The organism is Streptomyces sp. NBC_01267 (assembly GCF_036241575.1).
In the GTDB taxonomy this organism is placed as follows: Bacteria; Actinomycetota; Actinomycetes; order Streptomycetales; family Streptomycetaceae; genus Streptomyces.
Genome location: NZ_CP108455.1, coordinates 269,999 through 288,728 on the forward strand (window position 1 = coordinate 269,999; position 18,730 = coordinate 288,728).

An 18,730-nucleotide genomic window follows, 5' to 3' on the forward strand; every position below is an offset into this window, starting at 1 on the left:
GTCAAACGGACTGGTCATCAGGCGTGCGCTGAACGGCTTCCTGAGCCCTTGGCCAGAAGCCCGTACGGTCGAACGAGCGCTCAGGGCCGGCGTCGCTCACGGCTGGCTTCGCCCAGGGTCGGCGCCTGATCGCCGATGCCCGATCGCCGACGCCTGAGGGCCGCACCGAGTGCGGCGATCCAGATCAGCAGCAAGGGCAGTGAAATGAATGCCGCCGGGGTCAAGGTGGTGGACAGGAGCAGGTATCCGATGCCGGACACGGTGATCGTGACGGCAAGGATCCAGCCGAGAACGACCTCTCGACGCCGCAGCAGTGCGTCGCGCCGCGAGGCCACACAGGCAGCCGCGGCGAGCACGGCCAGTGCGACCATCTTGACACCGTCCAGACGCTGGACCGCTTCGAACAGTGCGCCGGTCCTGCCCGGTGACGCTGGATCAGCCCCAGGTATAGCGATCAGTTCCAGGACGAGTTGCGCGCATCCGAACGCCCCCGCGACGATGCCGGCCCATCCGGCCGACCGAGCCACGGTGTTGCCGGTACGGCGAGCCCGGTCGAGCACTCCGGATCCGACGAACACCAGGGCGACAGCTGCCACACCGTGAACGAGCAGAGCCTGGGCCACAGCCTGGAAGGGCCGGTCGGCGTACGCAGTCGTGATCCCTGCGTGTGTGTCACCGACTTCGGGTGTGGCTCCCCACGCGACGGCGAGCCCGAGAATCCACGCCGCGGCGTGTGTGTATCCGGCGGCGCGGGCGGTGACGCCGGAAGCGGCTTCCTCGGCGATTGTGGTCATGCGATCTCTCCCCCGGTCTTGTTGTGGTCACACGATGTCCGGCCCGGTCTTGTCTCGGATTGCGCGGGCGAACGCCTCGCAGCCGGTGCACCATGCGGCGTCCAGATCCGCGCCGGACGGGAAGCGGCCGTCGAGTTCGAGCACGACCATGCCGTGCGCGAATGCCCAGAACGAGCGCGCGATGTCGATGTCGCCGTGCACCGCGCGGGCCAGCGGCATCGCCGCGCGATCCTCGAGCCCCTCGGGGAGCTCGGTGCGTGCGAGCGGCCGACCATGAGTGATGCGGTAGAGGTGCGGGTTTGCGAGAGCGTGCCGACGGTAGGCGCGCGAGAGCACGAGCAGAGGCGGCTCGCCGCCGATCTCTGCTTCGGCGGCCTCCAGTTCCTCCGCCAGCTGGATCATCCCCTGTACCTGGAGCCCGGCCTCGACAGCGGCCTTGTCCGGAAAATGCTTGTACAAGGAAGGCGCTCGGATACCGACACGCTCGGCGATGCGCCGCATCGACAGCGCATCCGGCCCTTCGGCGTCGAGCAGTTCCCGGGCGGCGGCCATGATCTGCCGCGCGCGGTCAGCCACGACGGGCCGTCCCTGTGATCGCGATGCGGGTGGGCCGTCCGTATCCGGAAGCAGGCGTCCGGACGGTGGGTGGGCCCAGGGGGCCGCTGACGAACACGAGCGCGGCGACGACCGGCAGTTGGTGCCTTTCACTGGCTGTGGCGGTGTTCACTGCAGCCCTCTCACGTTGCGACCGACCGACATGGCTAACAGTGTTAGCCGCGTTGCGCCAAGGTACGACTAACAGTGTTAGCCGTCAAGCCTGGACGGTGCCGAACTGCGACAACTGCGGCAGCCAGCACCACCACAACGCCCGGCGCGGAACCGGTTCAGGGAACTCGAACCTCCGGCCGGTGGGTGGGACCGACAGACCGCGGTGTGGCGCTCGCGCGCTGCACAAGACCGCCCAGGCGTGCAGTGGTGCGTGCCCCGCCTCCCGCGCTCCGCACGCCACCTCAGTCACCCTGTGCGCTCTGCCGGAACTGCCCGGAATGGATCTAGCGTTACGGAAGTCGGAACCACCACCTACGGGGGAAATGTGATTAACCGGAATCGACTCGTCGGGTCCATCGCGGCAACAGCACTGCTGGGTGCGGGACTGCTCAGTGCGGCTGCGCCCGCCACCGCCGCCCCGGCACAGGTGCAGGCCCTCAACTGTGGGCCTGCTACTCCTCTCACGGGGAGCGGCGGTCACAAGGGAGCGAGGGTCACCTGCACCGGCGCGGCCTTCACCGCGTCCGTCGTGTGCGACAAGCAGGGGTACCAGTACCGCCACTTCGGTAACAGGGCCGTGTCCGGGGGGACCTCGACCGTGTGGTGCGACCTCGGTGCCTACGTGGTCAAGGTCCAGGTCGAGGCCACCTGACCGGCCGTTCTCTCGCCGCCCCGGGCCGCAAGGAGGCGTCCTTCGCGCGGGCTGGGATTTCTCTCCGGCGAACCCTCCAGGTCGTGGCGGGCGCCCGCCACGACCTGGAGCCCGCCTACTGCGGGCGAGCCCGGACGGGCAATGCCGCCCGGGGCCGCAGAACTGGGGAACGTACCTCCGCGTGCGCGGATGAGACCCGGTCGCCGGTCGGAGGGAAGACAAGAGTCACCGACGAGTGTTCAGGACCATAACTCATAGGCTCCGGAAACCCTTCGGGGATGCTCAAGTTGTCAGTGCAACAGAGGATTCCTCCAGGTGATCGACGTTGTGCGGGGTGAGGCTCGAAGCCGTTCCCGGTGGGCGTCCTACTCAGTGGGCGAAGCCCCAGTCGAGCATCTTGGTGGCGTCGTCGAAGCGGCCTGTGTCGTCCCGGAGGATCGCGCCGACCAGGGTGCGGTTGTCCCGCTTGGCGGCGAAGACGACGCAGTAGCCGTCCTCCGGGCCGCTGCCGGTCTTCACGCCCAGGGCGCCGTCGTAGCTGCCCAGCAGCTCGTTGGTGGTGTTCCAGGTGTAGTACCGGGTGTGCCCGTTGGCCGCCGGGGCCTCTGTCTTGAACTGTTTGTTCTGCACGACATCGGCGAACACCGGCTGCAGCATCGCGCGCTGACCGAGCTTGGCCAGGTCGCGGGCGGTGCTGTGGTTGTTGCCGTGCGAGATGCCGTCGAAGGTGTCGAAGTGCGTGCCGGTGAGGCCCAACTGCTGCGCCTCGGCGTTCATCTGGCTCACGAAGTCGGCGATCCGCGCGTCCTCGGTGTCCCCGGAGCCGAAGTTGTCGGCCAGGGCCATCGCGGCGTCGTCGCCGGACGGGATCAGCATGGCGTGCAACAGCTGTTCGACGGTCAGCGTGTCGCCGGTCTGGAGGTCGGCGGTGCTGCCACCGGCCTCCTGCACGTAGTCCCGGTACTCCTGCTTGACCGTGATCTGCCGGTTCAGCCACTCCGGGTGCTTGAGCACCACCAGGGCAGTCATGATCTTCGTGGTGCTGGCCATCGGTACGCTCTCGTCGGCCTTGGCACCGGCCCACATCTCCCGCTCCTGGCTGCCGTCGCGAGCGTCCAGCAGGAAGGCGTGGTCGGCGTTGATCTCGGGGGCGGCCTGATCCTTCGCGTCCTGCACGTCGGCGGCCCTGACGGAGTGCTGCGCCGTCCGGGCAGGCTGGGCCCGCTGGTGCGCGTCCTGGTTCTGGTGGGCGGGTGCGGTGGTCTCGTTGCCCTGCCGACCGTCCTCGTCGGCGGAGTGCGTGCCACCGGGGGTGGCCGCCTCGGCGAGGCCGCCGGCGGTGAGCGGCAGGGCCGCCCCGACAAGTGCGACCATCGCGATCCGGACCCCGGTTCGGTGTATCCGGTTGGGGCGGGCGTGGGAACCCATGATGTCCCCTCCTTCCGGCGCAGAGACGCCGGTACTCGTAGAAACTCAGTGCATATCGAACCTACTTGCGTGATGACAGCGACTGTCAAGCTGGGTATGTCATAGCCAGGTAACGAGATCCGACGGTGTGCAGATGTTGCGCAGGTGACTGGTGGGGCCTGTGGGGTTGCTCGCGCGCGGTAGCGGACCGACTCCCCTGGGGCACCAGAGCCGACCGGCGTCCGTCGATCCGGTACCAGGATGCCAACTCCGAGGCGTCCGACCTGTTTTGTCCGATATCCGCCCCGCAAGCGGGATACCAACTCCCCGTCCGTGTGTGAACGCTCAAAGGCCGCTGAACGCGACCCCTGTCTCAGACAGGAGCCGCGTGGTGCGGATGACGCCCGTGAGCGAACGGGTGGGCTACCTCGGGCTGATCGTGACCCGGTAGGTAGCTCCGGCCCCGCCGTGGGTGCTCACCGTGACGGTCTGGCCGTGGTCGCCCCAACTGGCCTTGCCGCCTTGGACATTCACGCGGTAGCCGCCTGGGTACGTGTCCCTGGGCACAGTGATCAGAGTGGACCCCTCGGCATTGTCGCGGGTGCGGAAGGTGAGCGTGTACGTGCGTGCAGCCGGGTCGTACGCGAACGTGAGCGGGTCGCCCGCGACGGCCCGCGCGTACGGCTGGACGAGCAGCTGGGCGTTGGGCTTCGCGGCGCCCGTCTGGTCGAGGAAGCAGTAACCGCCGCCCCGGCACCACTGCCACCACGTCCAGCCGCTGGAGAAGCGGTCCAAGGCAGCCGTCATGTCGGTGACGAACTGGCTTCCGTGCGGAACGTCGGGGTTGCCGCCCCACTCCCCCACGATCACCGGCATCCGGTTACGGCTCGGGTAGTCGCTGATCGCGGCCTCGTAGGCGGGGATGAAGGGACCGTCGGGGTCGTAGTCGCCGCCGGTTTCCATCGCGGTCTCGTAGAAGTGCGGCGCGTAGCCGGCGTGCGGGTCGTCGATGTGACCCAGTTGGGTCGGGACGCCCTCACCGACGATGACGGTGGGTTCGACGAATACCCACGACCTGTGGTCGACCAGGCGGATCGCCCGGGCGAGGCGGTTCCACAGCTCGGTGAGCTCGGTGGCCTCGAAGCGGGCTGCGGCGGCCGGGAGGTCTTCGCCTTCGAGGAACTTCGCGAACGGCTCATTCATCAAGTCGTAGCCGAGCAGCGCCGGGTGCCCGCCCAGGGCGGAGGCGACCGTCATCCACATCCGAGCCTGCGCGGCGCGGAGATCGGCGTCCTTGTACAGGTGGTCGAAGGCGGTCTGTACGGATGGCTCGAAGTACTCGGAGAACCAGTCGTCGGGTATCTGCGAGAACGGCAGCCCCTCGTCGCGGGTAGCCCAGTCGGGGATGCCGCGGGAGCCGAAGTGCGGGCCGAATACGTCCTGGTGGGCGTCGAGGATGACCTTGATGTGGTAGCGGTCGGCCCAGTCGAGGATGCGGCGCATCTTGGCGAGGTAGCTGCGGTCGTAGTGCCCGGGGGTGGGTTCGAGGTCGTCCCAGAAGAACGCGAGGCGCGCGAGGTTGAAGCCCCGGGCGGCCATGTCTTCGAGGTCGCTCTCGTGGATGTCGGCGAACGCGTCGGTGCCTCGGTTGCTCTTGTCGGCAAGATTGAAGCCGTGCCACTGGAGCGCGCGGCCTTGGCCATCGGCGATGAAGGTGCGGTCACCTACCGTGACCCGGTCGGGGGCGCGGTCGGTGGCGCGGTCGGTGGCGCGGTCGGAGTGGGCCTGGGCCTGCGCGGGGAGGACGCCGAGCAGGAGGGCGGCCACGGCGAGGGCGATGGGGGCGACGCGGGAGGTCAAGCGCATGCAGGAGACCCTTTCGCGGGTGGCTGCTCGGGCGGCGTGTTACTGGCCGGTCGGATGTTACTGGCGAGTGGGTCAACTTCAAAGGAGTACGCGGGAGTTGGCGGGACTTCCTTCTTCGAGGGCGCCGATGCCCAGCTGGCCCGCCAGGCGGGCGCCGACCCGTCCCGTGAGCGCCGGCCCGACACGTTCCAAGAGCTGAGCGCCTCGCGCTCGATCCCCGGGTTCGCATCGGTCTGTCCGGCCAGATCAAGGCAGATCGCCAGGTCGAGGAGCGACCACACGACGCCGTCGGGAGACGGCCGGCCCCTGGATTCTCTGTCCGGGGTGATACAGCATCACGGCGGGCCGGAGCCGAAGGAGGCCAGGGAGGCTGCCCTGGAGAGATACCCGTACGAACCGGCTGAGGCGCCGGACCGCGGGCTGATCATTCACGACGAGGCGTGACACTGGGCGATGCCGGCGATCCACGGCGATCGGTACGTAGCGGAACACCCCGAGCTGGTTCATCCGTCACCCGACTACCGAGCCCTTTGACTACCGAGCCCTTGAGTAGCCAATCAACGAGCACATTCGATCACCGGGCCAACACTCCGCGACCGTTCCCCCAAGCTCCGTGCCAGAACCCGGTTCTCGCGCGAACTACAGCCACTTGGGCCGCGAAGGGGAAGGCAAGTTGGTGATTTTCTCGGCTCGCCCCGTGGCCGGGAACTAGTGTCGCGGGCATGGTTGAAAGTGATGCCCTGAGTGCCACCCGCGAGGCCTACGACGCTGCTGCCCTCACCTACGCGCAGTTGTTCCGCGACACACTGCGTGACAGTCCCCTGGACCGCGGGATCCTGGGTGCCTTCGCCGAGTTCGTGCGTGCGAGTGGGAACGGTCGGGTCGCGGATCTGGGGTGTGGGCCTGGCCATATCACCGCCCACCTGGCCGAGTTGGGGCTGACTACGTTTGGTGTCGACACCTCTTCCGCGATGGTCGAGTTGGCTCGACAGGCCTATCCGGGCCTGCGGTTCGACCTGGGCTCGATGGCCGCGTTGGACATCGCGGACGGCGTGCTGGGCGGCGTACTCTCACGTTGGTCCATCATCCACACGCCGCCGCAGGAACTCCCGGCCATCCTGGCGGAGTTCCATCGGGTGCTGGCACCTGGCGGCCACCTTCTGATCGGCTTTTCGGCAAGCGCTGGCCCGTCTCACCCGACGCAGGTCTTCGATCATGCAGTTGCGCCGGCCTATCGGTGGTCGCCTGATCACCTCACCGCGATGCTGCGCAAGTCCGGCTTGGCCGAGGTGGCTCGCCTGGTTCGCGAGCCTCAGCCGACCGACCGACGGCAGTTCCAGGAGATTCAACTGCTCGCCCGCAAGGCCTGAACCGGGACTGCCTGGCCGAACACACGGGGGCCGACCTGCCGGACAGGGGTCCGCCAGGTTCCAGGCGTCGATTCGTGACCAGGGCTCTCCCTCGTTCGCACTCCGATGTGGGGCGAACGAGGGAGAGTCCGAGGCGTGGTTCGGGGTCGGGACCGTTGGCGGGACGCGGGACGACGACCCTCGTGATGACGGCGAACTGCACCAGCCGACTCATGCAGGTGCCACGTTCGGCCACTCAGTCGAGACAGAACTCGTTGCCCTCGATGTCCTGCATCACGAGGCACGACTCGTTGAATCCATCGGCAAGCAGCAGTTGCCCACGTACAGCGCCGAGTGCGACCAGTCGTGTGCACTCGGCCTCAAGTGCGGCCAGGCGCTCTTCACCCACGAGCCCAGTGGCGACGCGCACGTCGAGATGCAGCCGATTCTTGACGACCTTGCCTTCGGGAACGCGCTGGAAGAACAGTCGAGGGCCCACACCTGAGGGATCCTTGCATGCGAACGCCGAACCCTGACGCTCAGGTGGCAGTGCGCGATCGAAGTCGTCCCACGTGGCAAACCCGTCCGGTGGCGGCGGTACGACGTACCCCAACACCTCGCACCAGAAACGGGCAACACGCTCAGGTTCCGTGCAGTCGAAGGTTATTTGGATCTGCTTGATCAACGCCATCGGTCCACTATAGAGACGGGGCCTTTCGTCGTCTCCACAGGCCGGCCCCCTGGCCAGTGCCATGTGATGTCGTCCGTGGCCCTCGCCAGGGACCGGATGCAGATCAGCAACAACTGTGGCTGCGTCAACGGCTGGACCAGCCACGGTCGTGTCTCTGGACCAGCCACGGTCGTGTCTTGGGGTATCTGTGTGGCAGTCGACGGCGTCACCCGGTGGATCCCCGGCGGCGCGCGCAGGCGGTGCTGCTGCCCGCTCGGGGCATGCCGGTCACGAGGATCGGTTGGCGAGCCGTCCCCGAGCTGCGGCTATGCCCCAGCTGGTCGGCCTCGGCATACCCGTCCTCACCGACCCCGCACCCCTGCCAGGAGCAGTCGAACCCGGCCCTGCGCCCGATTCTCGTTCGGGTACGTCCACCTCCTCGCACGCCCGGACAGCACTCCGGCCGCCGATGCCGCCGAGCAGTAGGATCATCCCGCAACACGACGCGAAGGGGAGCTCAATGGCGCGGGTTGCAATAATCGGTGGGGGCATCAGCGGGCTGGGCGCCGCGCTCATGCTCGGCCGACGGGGCCACACGGTCGCGGTGTTCGAGCAGGACGTACGGCAGGCCGGAGACGACCTGAACCGGGACTTCTTCCACTGGCACAGGCCCCGAGTTCCGCAGGCGGTCCAACCTCACTCGTTCCTCGCCCCCGTACGCACGGTGTTGCGCACCGAAGTCCCTGATGTCTACGAGGACCTGCTGACGCGCGGAGCCCAGGAATACCACGACTTCGACTGGTTCGATGAGCATCCGCCCCACCGTTCCGGGGACGAGGACTTGGTGACCCTGCGCACCCGCCGCATCGTGCTGGAGGCCGCCTTGACCGCGGCTGTGCGGCGGGAACACACCGTTGACGTGCGACGAGGCCGACGGGTGAGCGCTCTCACCATCGAGGAGGGCCGCCCTGCCCGGGTCTCCGGTGTGCGGGTGGGGGCGGAAACGCACCAGGCGGATCTTGTGGTCGATGCGTCCGGTCGCCGCTCGCCGGTTCCCGGCTGGCTGACCGCGGCCGGCTGCCGCCCGCCCGTGGTCGACAGCCATCGGACCGGGATCGCCTATCTGTGTCGCTGGTACCGCCTGCGTGCCGACGGTCCGCGTGACCCCGGTCGGGTGCAGACCGGCTCCTCCGCTCCGTTCGCGCTCGCCGGTGTCTTCCCTTCCGACAACGACACCTTCGCGCTGCACCTGGCGCTCTCCACCGGCGACCCGACCCGCGGCGCGCTCACCGACCCCGCAGTGTTCGAGGCCGCCGCGCGCCGCTTCCCCGCCACTGCCGCCTGGCTCGACCTGGCCCCCGAACCTCAGTCGGCCGTCCTCGCGATGGCCGGCCTGGACAACCGATGGACCTCCCTCACCGACGATGACGGCCCCGTCGTCACCGGCCTGGTCAACGCCGGGGACAGCCTCATCCACACCAACCCCACCCTGGGCCACGGCGCAGCCCTGGGACTGCGCGCCGCCCAGCACCTCGCCACCCATGTCGACCAGATCACCGCGGATCCTGTCGTTTACCACGACTGGACGGCACAAGCCCTCCGCCCGTGGTTCGACGCGCAGGTATCGGCCGACCGTGCCAACGAGCAACGCCTCGCCGAGGCCTCACCCCGCTCGGATCGGCGGGCTGCCGCCCTGGCGGCCTGCGCCTTCGATGATCCTGTCGTGATGCGGGCCCGAGCCCAGGTACGCCATCTCCTGCAACCGGCCCACGACGCCTACGGAACCGACGAGGTGGACCGACACCTCACCGCCTGGCTGGATGCCCGCCCGGACTTCTCGCCGACGTACGACGGTCCGACCCGGGATCAGTGGGAAGCGCTCATCCCGGGCCGGGTACTTGCCTGACACCTCGGCAAGACAAGGACGGCGCCCCGGAAGTTCAAGCGGTGTGGCGCGACGGACGTCTTCGGTGTCGACATCTCCGTCGAGATGACCGCCGCCGCGCGGGAGTTCGAGCAGCGTGCCCCGCTGGGTGTGAGCTACGAGGTCGGTGACGTGGCCGAGTTGCGGCCTCCCGACCGGCGCTTCGACATCGCGGTCGGGGTTCAGCGCCTCAACTACGCCGAGAACACTGCGTCGATGGAGCGATGTGCCGCAACATCCACCGGCGCCTGGTGCCGGGTGGCGAGTTCTTCGTGGGAGATGCTGCGCTGCCGCACCCGACCGCCGCCCGGCGCGTCGTCGTACAAAGGCGGCGCCCTGTCCGCAGCGAAGGCGGCCTGAACTCTGTTCTGCTGCCCGGTAGGCCCGCCGTTGCCCGAGGTTTCGCGGCTGGTGGTCCGGCGTGCGAGGACCGGCGCCGGAAGGGCCTGACGGCCGCCCACCCCCTCGGTCTTACCGGTCCAGCTGACACCGCTGTTGCCGGGCGGCGCATCATGGACGTCTCCGAGTGAGGGAGGGATGGCATCCACAATGACCGATGCGACCGATGAGCAGGGACACGCTGGCGCGCCCACTGTCCCCGGAAGTGCGGTGTGGCTCAAAGGGGAGCTGCTGGAGATCACTTCCGCGCTGTATCCGGACCGCCGACCGATGGTGGTCCGCGAGTGGACTGATCCGGTACGGCTGCGTGACCCCGCGCCGGTCGGCCACCGCTTCTTGTTCCTCCTCTGCGCCGACGGGGACGATCGCCCCACGTCTCCAGGATTCGACGACGCCCTGAACGCCTTCTCCGCGGCCGGCTGGACCGTACAGCGACGGCCCTCGGACCACCCCGGGGAGAGGGGTGCGACAGTACACCGCGAAGAGTTCGAGGTGAGGGTCTACGAGGGCAGCGGGCGGGGAATCGTGACGTTCACCGGCTGGACACCGGTCGTGTACACCGAGCGGCATCTGCGCCAGCCGCCCTTCACTCCGAGCACGGCCGATGGGGTGTTGTGCGATGACTGCCACGGCTGGGGAATGTGCCTGGAGTGTGAGGGCAGGCCCTACAGCGGTGGCAGCGGCGGCTACGGGCGATGTCTGTGCGCCGCGAACAACGCGGGGCCTGGCAGATGTGTGGAATGCGGCGGGTCGGGCCTTCTCACCGCCGAGGAGACATCGTGGAAGCGGAGGCAGTACGGACTGCCCGATACCGACGGTGGTGACGCCTTGCGGCAGATGCCGCCTGAGGGCGGTCACGACTCCAACACCAACGCGTTCATCAGCGTCAGCCAACGGTCTTGCGGGTGCGGGGAGTTCCGCTGCTTCTGGCGCAACATCCTTACCGAGGCCGACGATCACCTCCTCTCCCGGTTCGTCGGCACCTGCCAGGGATGCGCCGCACAGCGCTCCTACACGTTCACCCTCCCCTTGCGGAGGCTTGTCGCCCCTGCGGATCCGCCGTCACCTCCGCCAGGCCCGCGCAGTCGACGGTCGCCCCAAGTACCGGGCGGTGCCTGAGAGTGGCGGAGCGGCCTTCCGACCGAGAGACCGCGAAACGTGTCTCGCTGTCCTGAGCTCCTGCGCCCCTGTTCTGCGGGACATCGCCGGGGCAGACTTCGGGCGACGGGTAGCGACGACGCTCTCCGTTGTGCACCGCTGGCGGCCATGACAGGCGTCGGGCGGGATCGCAGCCGCTCGGTCGAGGGTCATCAGCCTCTCCCCCGGTACGGCGTGCCCGGCTTCTTCCACCTCGTCGGGGTCAACTCACGTTGCCCGCCAACCGGTTTCGGCGGCCCATCGTTCGGCCCCAGCCATCAGGACTTCCGTGGCAGGGGCCTTGATCTGCCCATTCTCCAAGAGGTCCGGGACGCTCACGGCCAGTCTCTGCTTGAACGCGCCCCAGCGGCCGAAGCCGCGCGAGGAACCGGTGATGAACCAGGTGCGGATGTGTGTACTCACATCTATACCGAAACACGGTTGCACTAATCGCAGGACCGGCCACCCGCAGCAAGACCGCGGTTGCGTCATTACCAAAACCATGTTTCGTTACACCGAGCTCATGGCCAAAGCTGAATTCCTGCGCGCCCGCAGTCCCGAGACCAAGCGCGCCCGCGAGAACGCGATCCTCGCGGCGGCGGAACACCTCGCTACGTCGAAGGGAGTCCGGGAGGTGACCGTGACAGCCATCGCCGACGAGGTCGGCATGCACAAGTCGGCCATGCTCCGTTACTTCGAGACGCGCGAGGACATCTTCCTGCGTCTTGCGGCAAGTGCCTGGGAGGACTGGTCAGCCGACGTACGCAGCCGCCTTGAGGCCGTCACCCCCTGCCCCGCCGCCGGCGATCGCGCGTGGGATCGCACGGCGCGCTCGATCGCCGACACGCTGGCCCGGTCGCTGGTGGCGCGCCCGCTGTTCTGCGACCTACTGGCCCACACCCCGCTCAACCTGGAGCGCAACGTCTCCACCGGCATCGTCCGGGTCTTCAAGAAGGGCGCCATCGCGGAGGTCGCGAAGATCAGTGCCACGCTGGCCACGATCGCTCCCCTCGATGTCGACCAGGCGCACGACGTCGTGACGACCGCCACCTCGATGGCCGGGGCCCTGTGGCAAATGGCCGCCCCTGGCACGCAGTTGCGTGCCTTCTACGAGACAGACCCCGAGCTGTCCCACACCATCGTCGACGTCGAACCGCGGCTGGCCGACATCCTTGCAGCGCTGCTCGTCGGGTACGCCGTCGCCCGGAACGGTTGAGGCCGCGGCTCCGGCCCCGCGGGCTCCGTACCGGTTCGCCCCCGCCAACCCCGGGCAGCCGGTGAACCCGGACCCGCCGCCGGCCTGGCGCAGGGGACTGCGGCTGCCTGCCCGTCGGGCGGACCAGGAAAATGATGTTCGTCGGCGAGGTTCCCCGATCCGCCATCGCCGACTGCCGGGCTCGGCCGAAAGCACCCCTGTGCCGATGAGTTCCGGCCCGGTCGCGAGTCTGCCCCGGTGGCCGTCGTACGCCGTGCGACGCTGCCCGGTACGAGACGCCAAGGAGCACAGCATGACGATCACGCCCGGCAACACGAGCAGCGACCTCCCCGGCAAGCCACCAGTCGTCGACCTGGCCACCTGGCAGGCTGCGCGCGAGGAGTTGCTGGTCCGCGAGAAGGCACACACCCATGAGGGCGACGCGATCGCCGCGGCCCGGCGGCGGCTGCCGATGGTCGATCTCGACGGCACGGTCGAAGTCACCGGCGCTGACGGGCCGGTCCCGTTCCTCGACCTGTTCCAGGGCCGCGACGAGCTCGTGGTCTACCAGCACATGTGGTACGACGGCGCACCTCACCAGGGTCAGTGCGAAGGCTGTACCACCATGGCCTGGCAGGTGAAGGACGCCGTCTACCTCAACGCCCGGGGCGTCTCGTTCGCCATCCTGACCTCGGGGTCGTGGGGCGAGGTGGCTCCCTACGTCGAGTTCATGGGCTACACCCAGCCCTGGTACTCGGTGCGGGACGTGGAAGCGCCGGTCGGCGGGGAAATGGGGCACATCACCTGTTTCCTGCGCGACGGCGATCGCGTGTTCCTCACCTACTCCACGACGGGCCGTGGCAACGAGCCCGTCTCCGGATTCTTCGCGCTTCTCGACATGACACCGTACGGCCGCGGCGAGGCGTGGGAGGACCAGCCCGAGGGCCGTCACCTGACCGGCGGTGGCAGCGAGGCCCCCTCGCCCGAAGGCCACCACGCCTGCTGGTACTGGCGCTCGGACGCCGATGGCGTCGCCACCTGGGGCCCGACCAGCCGACCCGTGCCGCAGTGGACCCGCCCCGGCGCGACCCCCGTGGAAACGCTCGGCCGGCACGGCAACCACCGCTGACGCGCTTCGTCGACGGCGGTGGTTCGGCGGCTGCGGCTCCGGCTCCGGCTGTAAAAGGTGCTGGCGCCCTCAGCCGGTGTGAAGGACCCGAAAACGATCCGGTTCCGCCGGATCGCGGTCGACGACCTGGACCGGCGTCCAAGCCCATTGCCACACGCTGATACCTGGTACGCGGGAGAACTGGATCTGCCCACGGGTGCCTTCGACTGCGACGCGCGGCCAGGATTCGGCCGTGCGCACCCGGTCCACGCCGTGAGAACGCAGCACATCGGCGAGGACCGCGACCGTGTCGTAACCCTCGAAAGCGACGAAGGAGGGCGCTTCGGCCAGCTCCTCGCGAAGGGCCCTCTCGACTCGTTCACCAAGGGGGGTGAGCCGCTCGGGCAGGTAGCGCAAGAACGGGACCGCTGCGCCGTCCTTGCCCAGCGACGTCGCCCATTCGGCGAACTCCGGCTGCCCGGCCGGAGCACCGATCATGATCGCGGCGAGGCGCGGGTCACGGCGGACGGACTTGACGATCGACACGGCCGGCTCAGGGTGGCCGACCAGAAGGAGGAGGGCAGTTGCGCGATTTTCGACGAGTTCGTCGCACACGTCCGCAGGAGCGAGCGCGCTCATGTCGATTTCGATGACGTTGCCGCCACGTGGAGCGAGGTAGTCCCGCAGAATGCGCGCCCCGGATGCCCAGTAGACACTCGGCTGGGTCGCTACGGCGATGCGGCTGTGGCCCGCGCCGAGGAGGAAGTCTGCGTAGATCTGCCAGCCGTGGGACTGCGCCGGGGCGAGACGCGCGACCCATTCCGTCGGCTGTTCGGTGAGCGCGTCGAGAACCGCTGACGAGCAGAGGAACGGTAGGCCGAGGGCGTCGGCCCTGGCGGCAGCGGCGCGAGCGACGACGCTGTGGTACTCCCCCGCCAAGGCAGCCACGCCCAGGCGAGCCAATTCGTCCACGGCCGCCGCGGCCCTCCGAGGATCAGCGGCGGTGTCTCGGACCACCAGTTCAAGTGGCCTTCCGCCGATCCCGCCGACGTCATTGACTTCACGAACGGCCAACTCGAGTCCAGCGAGCAGGTGTTGACCCGCCTCGCCCCAGCCAGGACGGGTCAGGGGAAGGAGAGCGCCGATCTGGACGGATACCCCGTCAGTCCGCTCCGCCCCAGGTGGCGATGGTGGCGTATTCATACGTCGGCGTCCCCTTTGTGAAGATTTGATTGCCGTGTGCCCGGCTCACGGAGCGGCAAGGCCAGGCCAGGCAGTACGTTGTCATCGCATCACGCCGCGGTGGGCGCATCCGGACGACCCTGCCGGACATTGCATACACCACCATCGCCAACGGGCAACCGATTATCTGTTCGCTGAGCTGTCGGGCTCAAAGAATCTTCCCGGACGATCGCCAACTCGACGCCCCGTCTCCGGCACCCGCGCGGGCCCTGGACGCTGCCGCCCCGGATCACGGCCGGCGTGTTCACCACCGGGCAGTCCGTGGAGTGCCGTCCGCGGTGCCGCACGCCGCGCCGTGCCACCCGCCGGACACGCGGAGCACCTCACTGGTCCCGGTGGTTCGGGGTGAGAACGGCCAGCACCGTGGCGGCCAGTGCCCAGCCGGCGAGGACGGTCCAGGCTCCGGTGGTCGTCCACTGCCACGGGTCGGTGGGAGAGGGGTCGAAGCTCAGGCGCCGCCAGGCTTGAAGGACCGTCGTGTGGAGGATGGTGACCGTGAGGTGCTTCCGGCTGCTCAGCAGAGACGGCAGGACGAAGAGCAGCACGACCGTGGCCACGATGGTCAGCACGCTGTGCCGGATCACTGCGGCCATCCCCATACCCACGAGTGCGGACACCGGCGACAGCGCCGCGGATGCCGCGAGCAGGCGAAGTACGCCGTGATGGCCGAGGCCGGCGTCGGCGCCCCGGCCGGAAAGGATCAGCTGGGCCACACCGAACGAGAACAGCGCCACGAGCACGCCGAGAACGCCTGTGGCGGCGGCGACCACCCCGACCTTCGCGACCATCACCGAGCGGCGGGCCGGAACGGCCGTGAAGGTCGTGCGGATCAGACCGGTCGTGTACTCCCCGAGAACGGTGATGGCGCCAATGGCACCGGCACCGAGAACCAACAGAGTGGCACTGCCCATGGGGAACGAGTCACCCACCGCCCCGAACATGCGGAAGTACTGCTGGTGCTGCGCGCCATACCCTGGCCAGTTCTGGTAATCGGCGTAGGCAGCACTGGCGGTGACGCCAAGGACCGCCAGCATGGTGGCCGTAAAGGCCCAGATGGTCGAGCGCAGCGACCACAGTTTGATCCACTCCGCGGCGAGCAGATCGGCGAACCGGGCTCGGGGTTCCAGGTCCGGCACCTCGGCCGCCACGGTCATCGGCGTCGCCGGTGCGGGTGTCGATTCCGGTGCGGGTGTGGGCGTCGGCTCAGTCACTGGGTCTCTCCTGCGAGGTACTCGATGCTGTCGGCGGTCAGTTCGATGAACGCCTCCTCCAGCGAGCCGGTGCGCTTGGTCAACTCGTTCAGCAGAATGCGGTGTTGAAAGGCGATCTCGGCGATCCGGTCCGCATGGAGTCCGACCACCGTGAGCCGCCCGTCGGCCTCGTGCTGGACCGACGCGCCCTCGGCGCTCAGCAGCGGCGACAGACTCGCGGGAGCCGGCGTACGAACCAACACGCTTCGGCCGGCCCCGCGGCCCGCGAACTCCGCCACGCTCTCCGCGGCGATCAACTCACCACGGCCGAGGACGATGAGCTGGTCGGCGGTGTGCTCCATCTCGGACATCAGGTGGCTGGAGACGAAGACCGTGCGTCCCTCACCGGCCAGTCGGCGGAACAGGCCACGCATCCAGTACACGCCCTCCGGGTCCAGCCCGTTGAGCGGCTCGTCGAACAGGAGAACCGGTGGATCTCCGAGCAGCGCGGTCGCGATGCCGAGCCGCTGCTTCATGCCCAGCGAGTACCCGCCGATCAGACGGTCCGCCGCACCGGTCAGCCCGACCTCGCGCAACACCTCCTCCACCCGGCTCCGCGGGATGCCGTTGCTGCGGGCCAGGGCGCGCAGGTGGGCCCGCGCGCTGCGACCGCCGTGCACGTCGCCGGCGTCCAGCAGCGCCCCGACATGCCGCAGGCCCCTGGGCAGCGAGCGGAACGAGCGGCCACCGATGGTGACGGACCCACTGGTGGGGGTGTGCAGACCGAGGATCAACCGCAGTGTGGTGCTCTTGCCGGCTCCGTTGGGGCCGAGGAACCCAGTGACGTGGCCGGGATTCACGGTGAAACTCAGATGGTTGACCGCTGGCTTCCCGCCGTAGCGCTTCGCCAGTTCGTGGACTTCGATCATGCCCTCAACGGTGCCCCGTTCGAGGCCGACGGGCATCGGACCAGAACCGACACCCGCCGCACCGCCTGTCGACCCTGGTTGTACAACCGTGGTCCGATGCCCGCGGGAAGGCACCTGGTTACGATCACGACATGTCCGTGACCCCGGCCCTGCCGTTGCTCAAGCGCGTGCCACCGGGCGCCTGGACCGCTCTGGCCTGGTGCGTGTCGGTCGCGTACCCCACGGTCGTTCTCGGTGGGACGCCGGACCGTTCCCTCTCCCACGCGGGAGGCACCGCCGGGCACCGGGACTGGGCGCTCCTCGGCGCAGCGTCCCTCATCGCGTTCAGCGCTGCCGCCCTGCTGAACCGGCGGCCACTGCTCTCGATCGCCCTGCTGACCGTGGCCACCCTCGCGGCGACGGATGCGACGCGCTCGAACGTACAGCTGCCACTGACCGCGCTTCTGTCCGTCGACGTGGCGCTCTGTCTGGTCACGGCCGCCCAGCCGCGCCGGACCTCCCGCGCCGCCCTGGCCATGGTGCTGGTCGTGCTGTTCCTGCACCTGGGTCTGACGCCCGCCAACACCTTCGGGCTGACGACTGCCACGTACGACGGTGCTCCGGCGCCGGGAACCCTGTTCGTCGTCGATCATTTCCAGGTGACCACCAGCCTGCCGCACATCGGCGTCTCGGACGAGGGCGTCCTGGCCGCCGTCATCGCCTGGCTGGTGGGCCGGTCGATACGCCAGTCCCGTGAGCACACCGAGATGTTGAGCACCCAACTGGCCGCGCAGGCGGTCACCGCCGAGAGGTTGCGGATCGCCCGGGAGATGCACGACACGGTGGCGCACAGCATCGGCATCGTCGCCCTGCAGGCCGGCGCGGCGCGGCGAGTCATCGACAGTCGGCCGGACCGGGCACGCGACGCGTTGACCGAGATCGAGACCGCGGGGCGGGAGACGCTGTCGGGGCTGCGGCGGATGCTCGGCGCGCTGCGCCGGGCCGAGCAGGACGCCGGCGCCGGGACCACCGCGTCGCGTCGGCCGCCGGGCCTGGCCGACCTCGACCGGCTGGCCGCCGCGACGACCGCGGCGGGCGTGCGGGTCGACGTCCGGTGGCGGGGCGAGCGGCGCCCGCTGCGGCCGGAGGTCGGCCTGGCGGTGTTCCGCATCGTCCAGGAGTCGGTCGCCAACGTGGTGCGCCATGCCGAGACCACCTCCTGCCAGGTGTCCATAGACTGCCGGACGGGCGACGAGGTGGCCGTCGAGATCACCGACCGGGGCGGCAGCCACGGCGCGACGCCGGGAAGTGGCTACGGCCTCGCCGGACTGCGCGAGCGGGTCGCCCTGCTGCACGGGGAGTTCCACGCAGGTCCCCGGACCGGTGGCGGCTTCCGGGTCTCGGCCCGCCTGCCCACGGTGGGCGAAGCGCCATGAGCATCCGCGTCCTGCTGGTCGACGACCAGCCGCTGGTGCGCGCTGCCCTGGAGATGGTCATCTCCGGCACACCCGGCGTCGAGGTCGCCGGGGAGGCCGGAACCGGCAGGGAGGCGGTTCGGCTGGCCGAGGAGCTGCACCCCGACGTGGTGGTGATGGACATCCGTATGCCCGGCATGGACGGCATCGAGGCAACCCGGTTGGTCACTGCGGGCCCGCGAGACACCCGCGTGGTCGTGCTGACCACCTTCGACGACGACGATTACGTCTACGCCGCGCTACGCGCGGGGGCGTCCGGTTTCCTGGTCAAGGACATGGCACTGGACGACATCCTCACCGCGATCCGGGTCGTCGCCGCCGGAGACGCCCTGATCGCTCCGAGCGTCACCCGCCGCCTGATTGCCGAGTTCGCCGGACGGCCCGAGACCGCCCCGTCCGCTCCTGCTCCCGCCTCCCGGAGAATCAGTGGCATCACCGGACGGGAGCGGGAGATCCTCACCCTCATCGGACGCGGCCTGTCCAACACCGAGATCGCCGCCGAGTCGGTCATCAGCGTGGCCACCGTCAAGACGTACGTGACACGGCTGCTCGCCAAGCTCGACGCCCGCGACCGCGTTCAGCTCGTCATCCTCGCGTACGAGACGGGCCTGGTGACGCTGCCCCGCTGACCACCGCACCCTGTCCG

General features: G+C 69.0%; 17 protein-coding genes. 9 read left to right on the forward strand and 8 right to left on the reverse strand.

The window, feature by feature from the left end; all coding sequences use genetic code 11:
- Positions 1–80: 80 nt before the first annotated feature.
- Both OG709_RS01410 and OG709_RS01415 read right to left on the reverse strand, forming a co-directional pair.
- Complete coding sequence (locus OG709_RS01410; protein WP_326695462.1) at positions 81–794, reverse strand: hypothetical protein; 714 nt, start codon at positions 792–794, stop codon at positions 81–83.
- Positions 795–821: 27 nt separating this feature from the next.
- Entirely contained in the window at positions 822–1,370 is a 549-nt protein-coding gene (locus OG709_RS01415) for a TetR/AcrR family transcriptional regulator (RefSeq protein WP_329164426.1), read from the reverse strand.
- A gap of 517 nt (positions 1,371–1,887) precedes the next feature.
- On the opposite strand from OG709_RS01415, the gene OG709_RS01420 reads away from it, so the two are divergent.
- Positions 1,888–2,214 (forward strand): hypothetical protein, encoded by a 327-nt coding sequence (locus tag OG709_RS01420; protein ID WP_250304995.1) that lies wholly within the window; start codon positions 1,888–1,890, stop codon positions 2,212–2,214.
- A 369-nt stretch (positions 2,215–2,583) separates the two neighbouring features.
- Here the strand turns inward: OG709_RS01420 and OG709_RS01425 are convergent, their stop codons facing one another.
- Complete coding sequence (locus OG709_RS01425) at positions 2,584–3,642, reverse strand: D-alanyl-D-alanine carboxypeptidase family protein (RefSeq protein ID WP_266644670.1); 1,059 nt, start codon at positions 3,640–3,642, stop codon at positions 2,584–2,586.
- 402 nt (positions 3,643–4,044) lie between these two features.
- Complete coding sequence (locus OG709_RS01430) at positions 4,045–5,487, reverse strand: cellulase family glycosylhydrolase (protein ID WP_329164428.1); 1,443 nt, start codon at positions 5,485–5,487, stop codon at positions 4,045–4,047.
- A 722-nt stretch (positions 5,488–6,209) separates the two neighbouring features.
- Between OG709_RS01430 and OG709_RS01435 the strand changes: the two genes are divergently transcribed.
- Positions 6,210–6,857, forward strand: coding sequence for a class I SAM-dependent methyltransferase (locus OG709_RS01435; protein WP_326695460.1), 648 nt, complete (start codon positions 6,210–6,212; stop codon positions 6,855–6,857).
- 235 nt (positions 6,858–7,092) lie between these two features.
- Here the strand turns inward: OG709_RS01435 and OG709_RS01440 are convergent, their stop codons facing one another.
- Positions 7,093–7,527, reverse strand: a complete 435-nt coding sequence (locus OG709_RS01440; RefSeq protein ID WP_329164431.1) for a VOC family protein — start codon at positions 7,525–7,527, stop codon at positions 7,093–7,095.
- 499 nt (positions 7,528–8,026) lie between these two features.
- On the opposite strand from OG709_RS01440, the gene OG709_RS01445 reads away from it, so the two are divergent.
- The 5 genes from OG709_RS01445 (at position 8,027) to OG709_RS01465 (ending at position 13,290) form a co-directional block, all read left to right on the forward strand.
- On the forward strand, positions 8,027–9,412 hold the full coding sequence (locus tag OG709_RS01445) for an FAD-dependent oxidoreductase (protein ID WP_329164433.1): 1,386 nt from the start codon (positions 8,027–8,029) through the stop codon (positions 9,410–9,412).
- An 84-nt stretch (positions 9,413–9,496) separates the two neighbouring features.
- Positions 9,497–9,790 (forward strand): class I SAM-dependent methyltransferase, encoded by a 294-nt coding sequence (locus OG709_RS01450; protein ID WP_329164435.1) that lies wholly within the window; start codon positions 9,497–9,499, stop codon positions 9,788–9,790.
- 177 nt (positions 9,791–9,967) lie between these two features.
- Positions 9,968–10,948: a hypothetical protein gene (locus tag OG709_RS01455; protein WP_329164436.1), complete on the forward strand. Its 981-nt coding sequence runs from the start codon at positions 9,968–9,970 to the stop codon at positions 10,946–10,948.
- A gap of 541 nt (positions 10,949–11,489) precedes the next feature.
- Entirely contained in the window at positions 11,490–12,182 is a 693-nt protein-coding gene (locus OG709_RS01460) for a TetR/AcrR family transcriptional regulator (RefSeq protein WP_250304987.1), read from the forward strand.
- Between the two features lie 292 nt (positions 12,183–12,474).
- Entirely contained in the window at positions 12,475–13,290 is an 816-nt protein-coding gene (locus OG709_RS01465) for a DUF899 family protein (protein WP_329164437.1), read from the forward strand.
- Between the two features lie 69 nt (positions 13,291–13,359).
- Here OG709_RS01465 and OG709_RS01470 read toward each other — a convergent pair whose 3' ends face one another.
- The 3 genes from OG709_RS01470 to OG709_RS01480 all read right to left on the reverse strand — a co-directional run bounded on the left by OG709_RS01470 (position 13,360) and on the right by OG709_RS01480 (position 16,630).
- On the reverse strand, positions 13,360–14,472 hold the full coding sequence (locus tag OG709_RS01470; RefSeq protein ID WP_250304985.1) for an ABC transporter substrate-binding protein: 1,113 nt from the start codon (positions 14,470–14,472) through the stop codon (positions 13,360–13,362).
- A 362-nt stretch (positions 14,473–14,834) separates the two neighbouring features.
- Positions 14,835–15,722 (reverse strand): ABC transporter permease, encoded by an 888-nt coding sequence (locus OG709_RS01475; RefSeq protein ID WP_250304984.1) that lies wholly within the window; start codon positions 15,720–15,722, stop codon positions 14,835–14,837.
- On the reverse strand, positions 15,719–16,630 hold the full coding sequence (locus OG709_RS01480; RefSeq protein WP_329164439.1) for an ABC transporter ATP-binding protein: 912 nt from the start codon (positions 16,628–16,630) through the stop codon (positions 15,719–15,721). The genes OG709_RS01475 and OG709_RS01480 overlap by 4 nt, the downstream gene beginning before the upstream one ends.
- 131 nt (positions 16,631–16,761) lie before the next feature.
- Here OG709_RS01480 and OG709_RS01485 point away from each other — a divergent pair, with 131 nt between their 5' ends.
- Together OG709_RS01485 and OG709_RS01490 are read left to right on the forward strand one after the other, a co-directional pair.
- Entirely contained in the window at positions 16,762–18,045 is a 1,284-nt protein-coding gene (locus tag OG709_RS01485) for a sensor histidine kinase (protein WP_329164440.1), read from the forward strand.
- Entirely contained in the window at positions 18,042–18,713 is a 672-nt protein-coding gene (locus OG709_RS01490) for a response regulator (protein ID WP_250304981.1), read from the forward strand. The genes OG709_RS01485 and OG709_RS01490 overlap by 4 nt, the downstream gene beginning before the upstream one ends.
- Positions 18,714–18,730: the final 17 nt, after the last annotated feature.

Coding starts and splice junctions, on each gene's coding strand:
- OG709_RS01430 (WP_329164428.1), bottom strand. CDS start 5,487: ATGCGCTTGACCTCCCGCGTCGCCCCCATCGCCCTCGCCGTGGCCGCC.
- OG709_RS01455 (WP_329164436.1), top strand. CDS start 9,968: ATGGCATCCACAATGACCGATGCGACCGATGAGCAGGGACACGCTGGC.
- OG709_RS01435 (WP_326695460.1), top strand. CDS start 6,210: ATGGTTGAAAGTGATGCCCTGAGTGCCACCCGCGAGGCCTACGACGCT.
- OG709_RS01440 (WP_329164431.1), bottom strand. CDS start 7,527: ATGGCGTTGATCAAGCAGATCCAAATAACCTTCGACTGCACGGAACCT.
- OG709_RS01445 (WP_329164433.1), top strand. CDS start 8,027: ATGGCGCGGGTTGCAATAATCGGTGGGGGCATCAGCGGGCTGGGCGCC.
- OG709_RS01490 (WP_250304981.1), top strand. CDS start 18,042: ATGAGCATCCGCGTCCTGCTGGTCGACGACCAGCCGCTGGTGCGCGCT.
- OG709_RS01450 (WP_329164435.1), top strand. CDS start 9,497: ATGACCGCCGCCGCGCGGGAGTTCGAGCAGCGTGCCCCGCTGGGTGTG.
- OG709_RS01470 (WP_250304985.1), bottom strand. CDS start 14,472: ATGAATACGCCACCATCGCCACCTGGGGCGGAGCGGACTGACGGGGTA.
- OG709_RS01480 (WP_329164439.1), bottom strand. CDS start 16,630: ATGATCGAAGTCCACGAACTGGCGAAGCGCTACGGCGGGAAGCCAGCG.
- OG709_RS01465 (WP_329164437.1), top strand. CDS start 12,475: ATGACGATCACGCCCGGCAACACGAGCAGCGACCTCCCCGGCAAGCCA.
- OG709_RS01485 (WP_329164440.1), top strand. CDS start 16,762: ATGTCCGTGACCCCGGCCCTGCCGTTGCTCAAGCGCGTGCCACCGGGC.
- OG709_RS01425 (WP_266644670.1), bottom strand. CDS start 3,642: ATGGGTTCCCACGCCCGCCCCAACCGGATACACCGAACCGGGGTCCGG.
- OG709_RS01410 (WP_326695462.1), bottom strand. CDS start 794: ATGACCACAATCGCCGAGGAAGCCGCTTCCGGCGTCACCGCCCGCGCC.
- OG709_RS01460 (WP_250304987.1), top strand. CDS start 11,490: ATGGCCAAAGCTGAATTCCTGCGCGCCCGCAGTCCCGAGACCAAGCGC.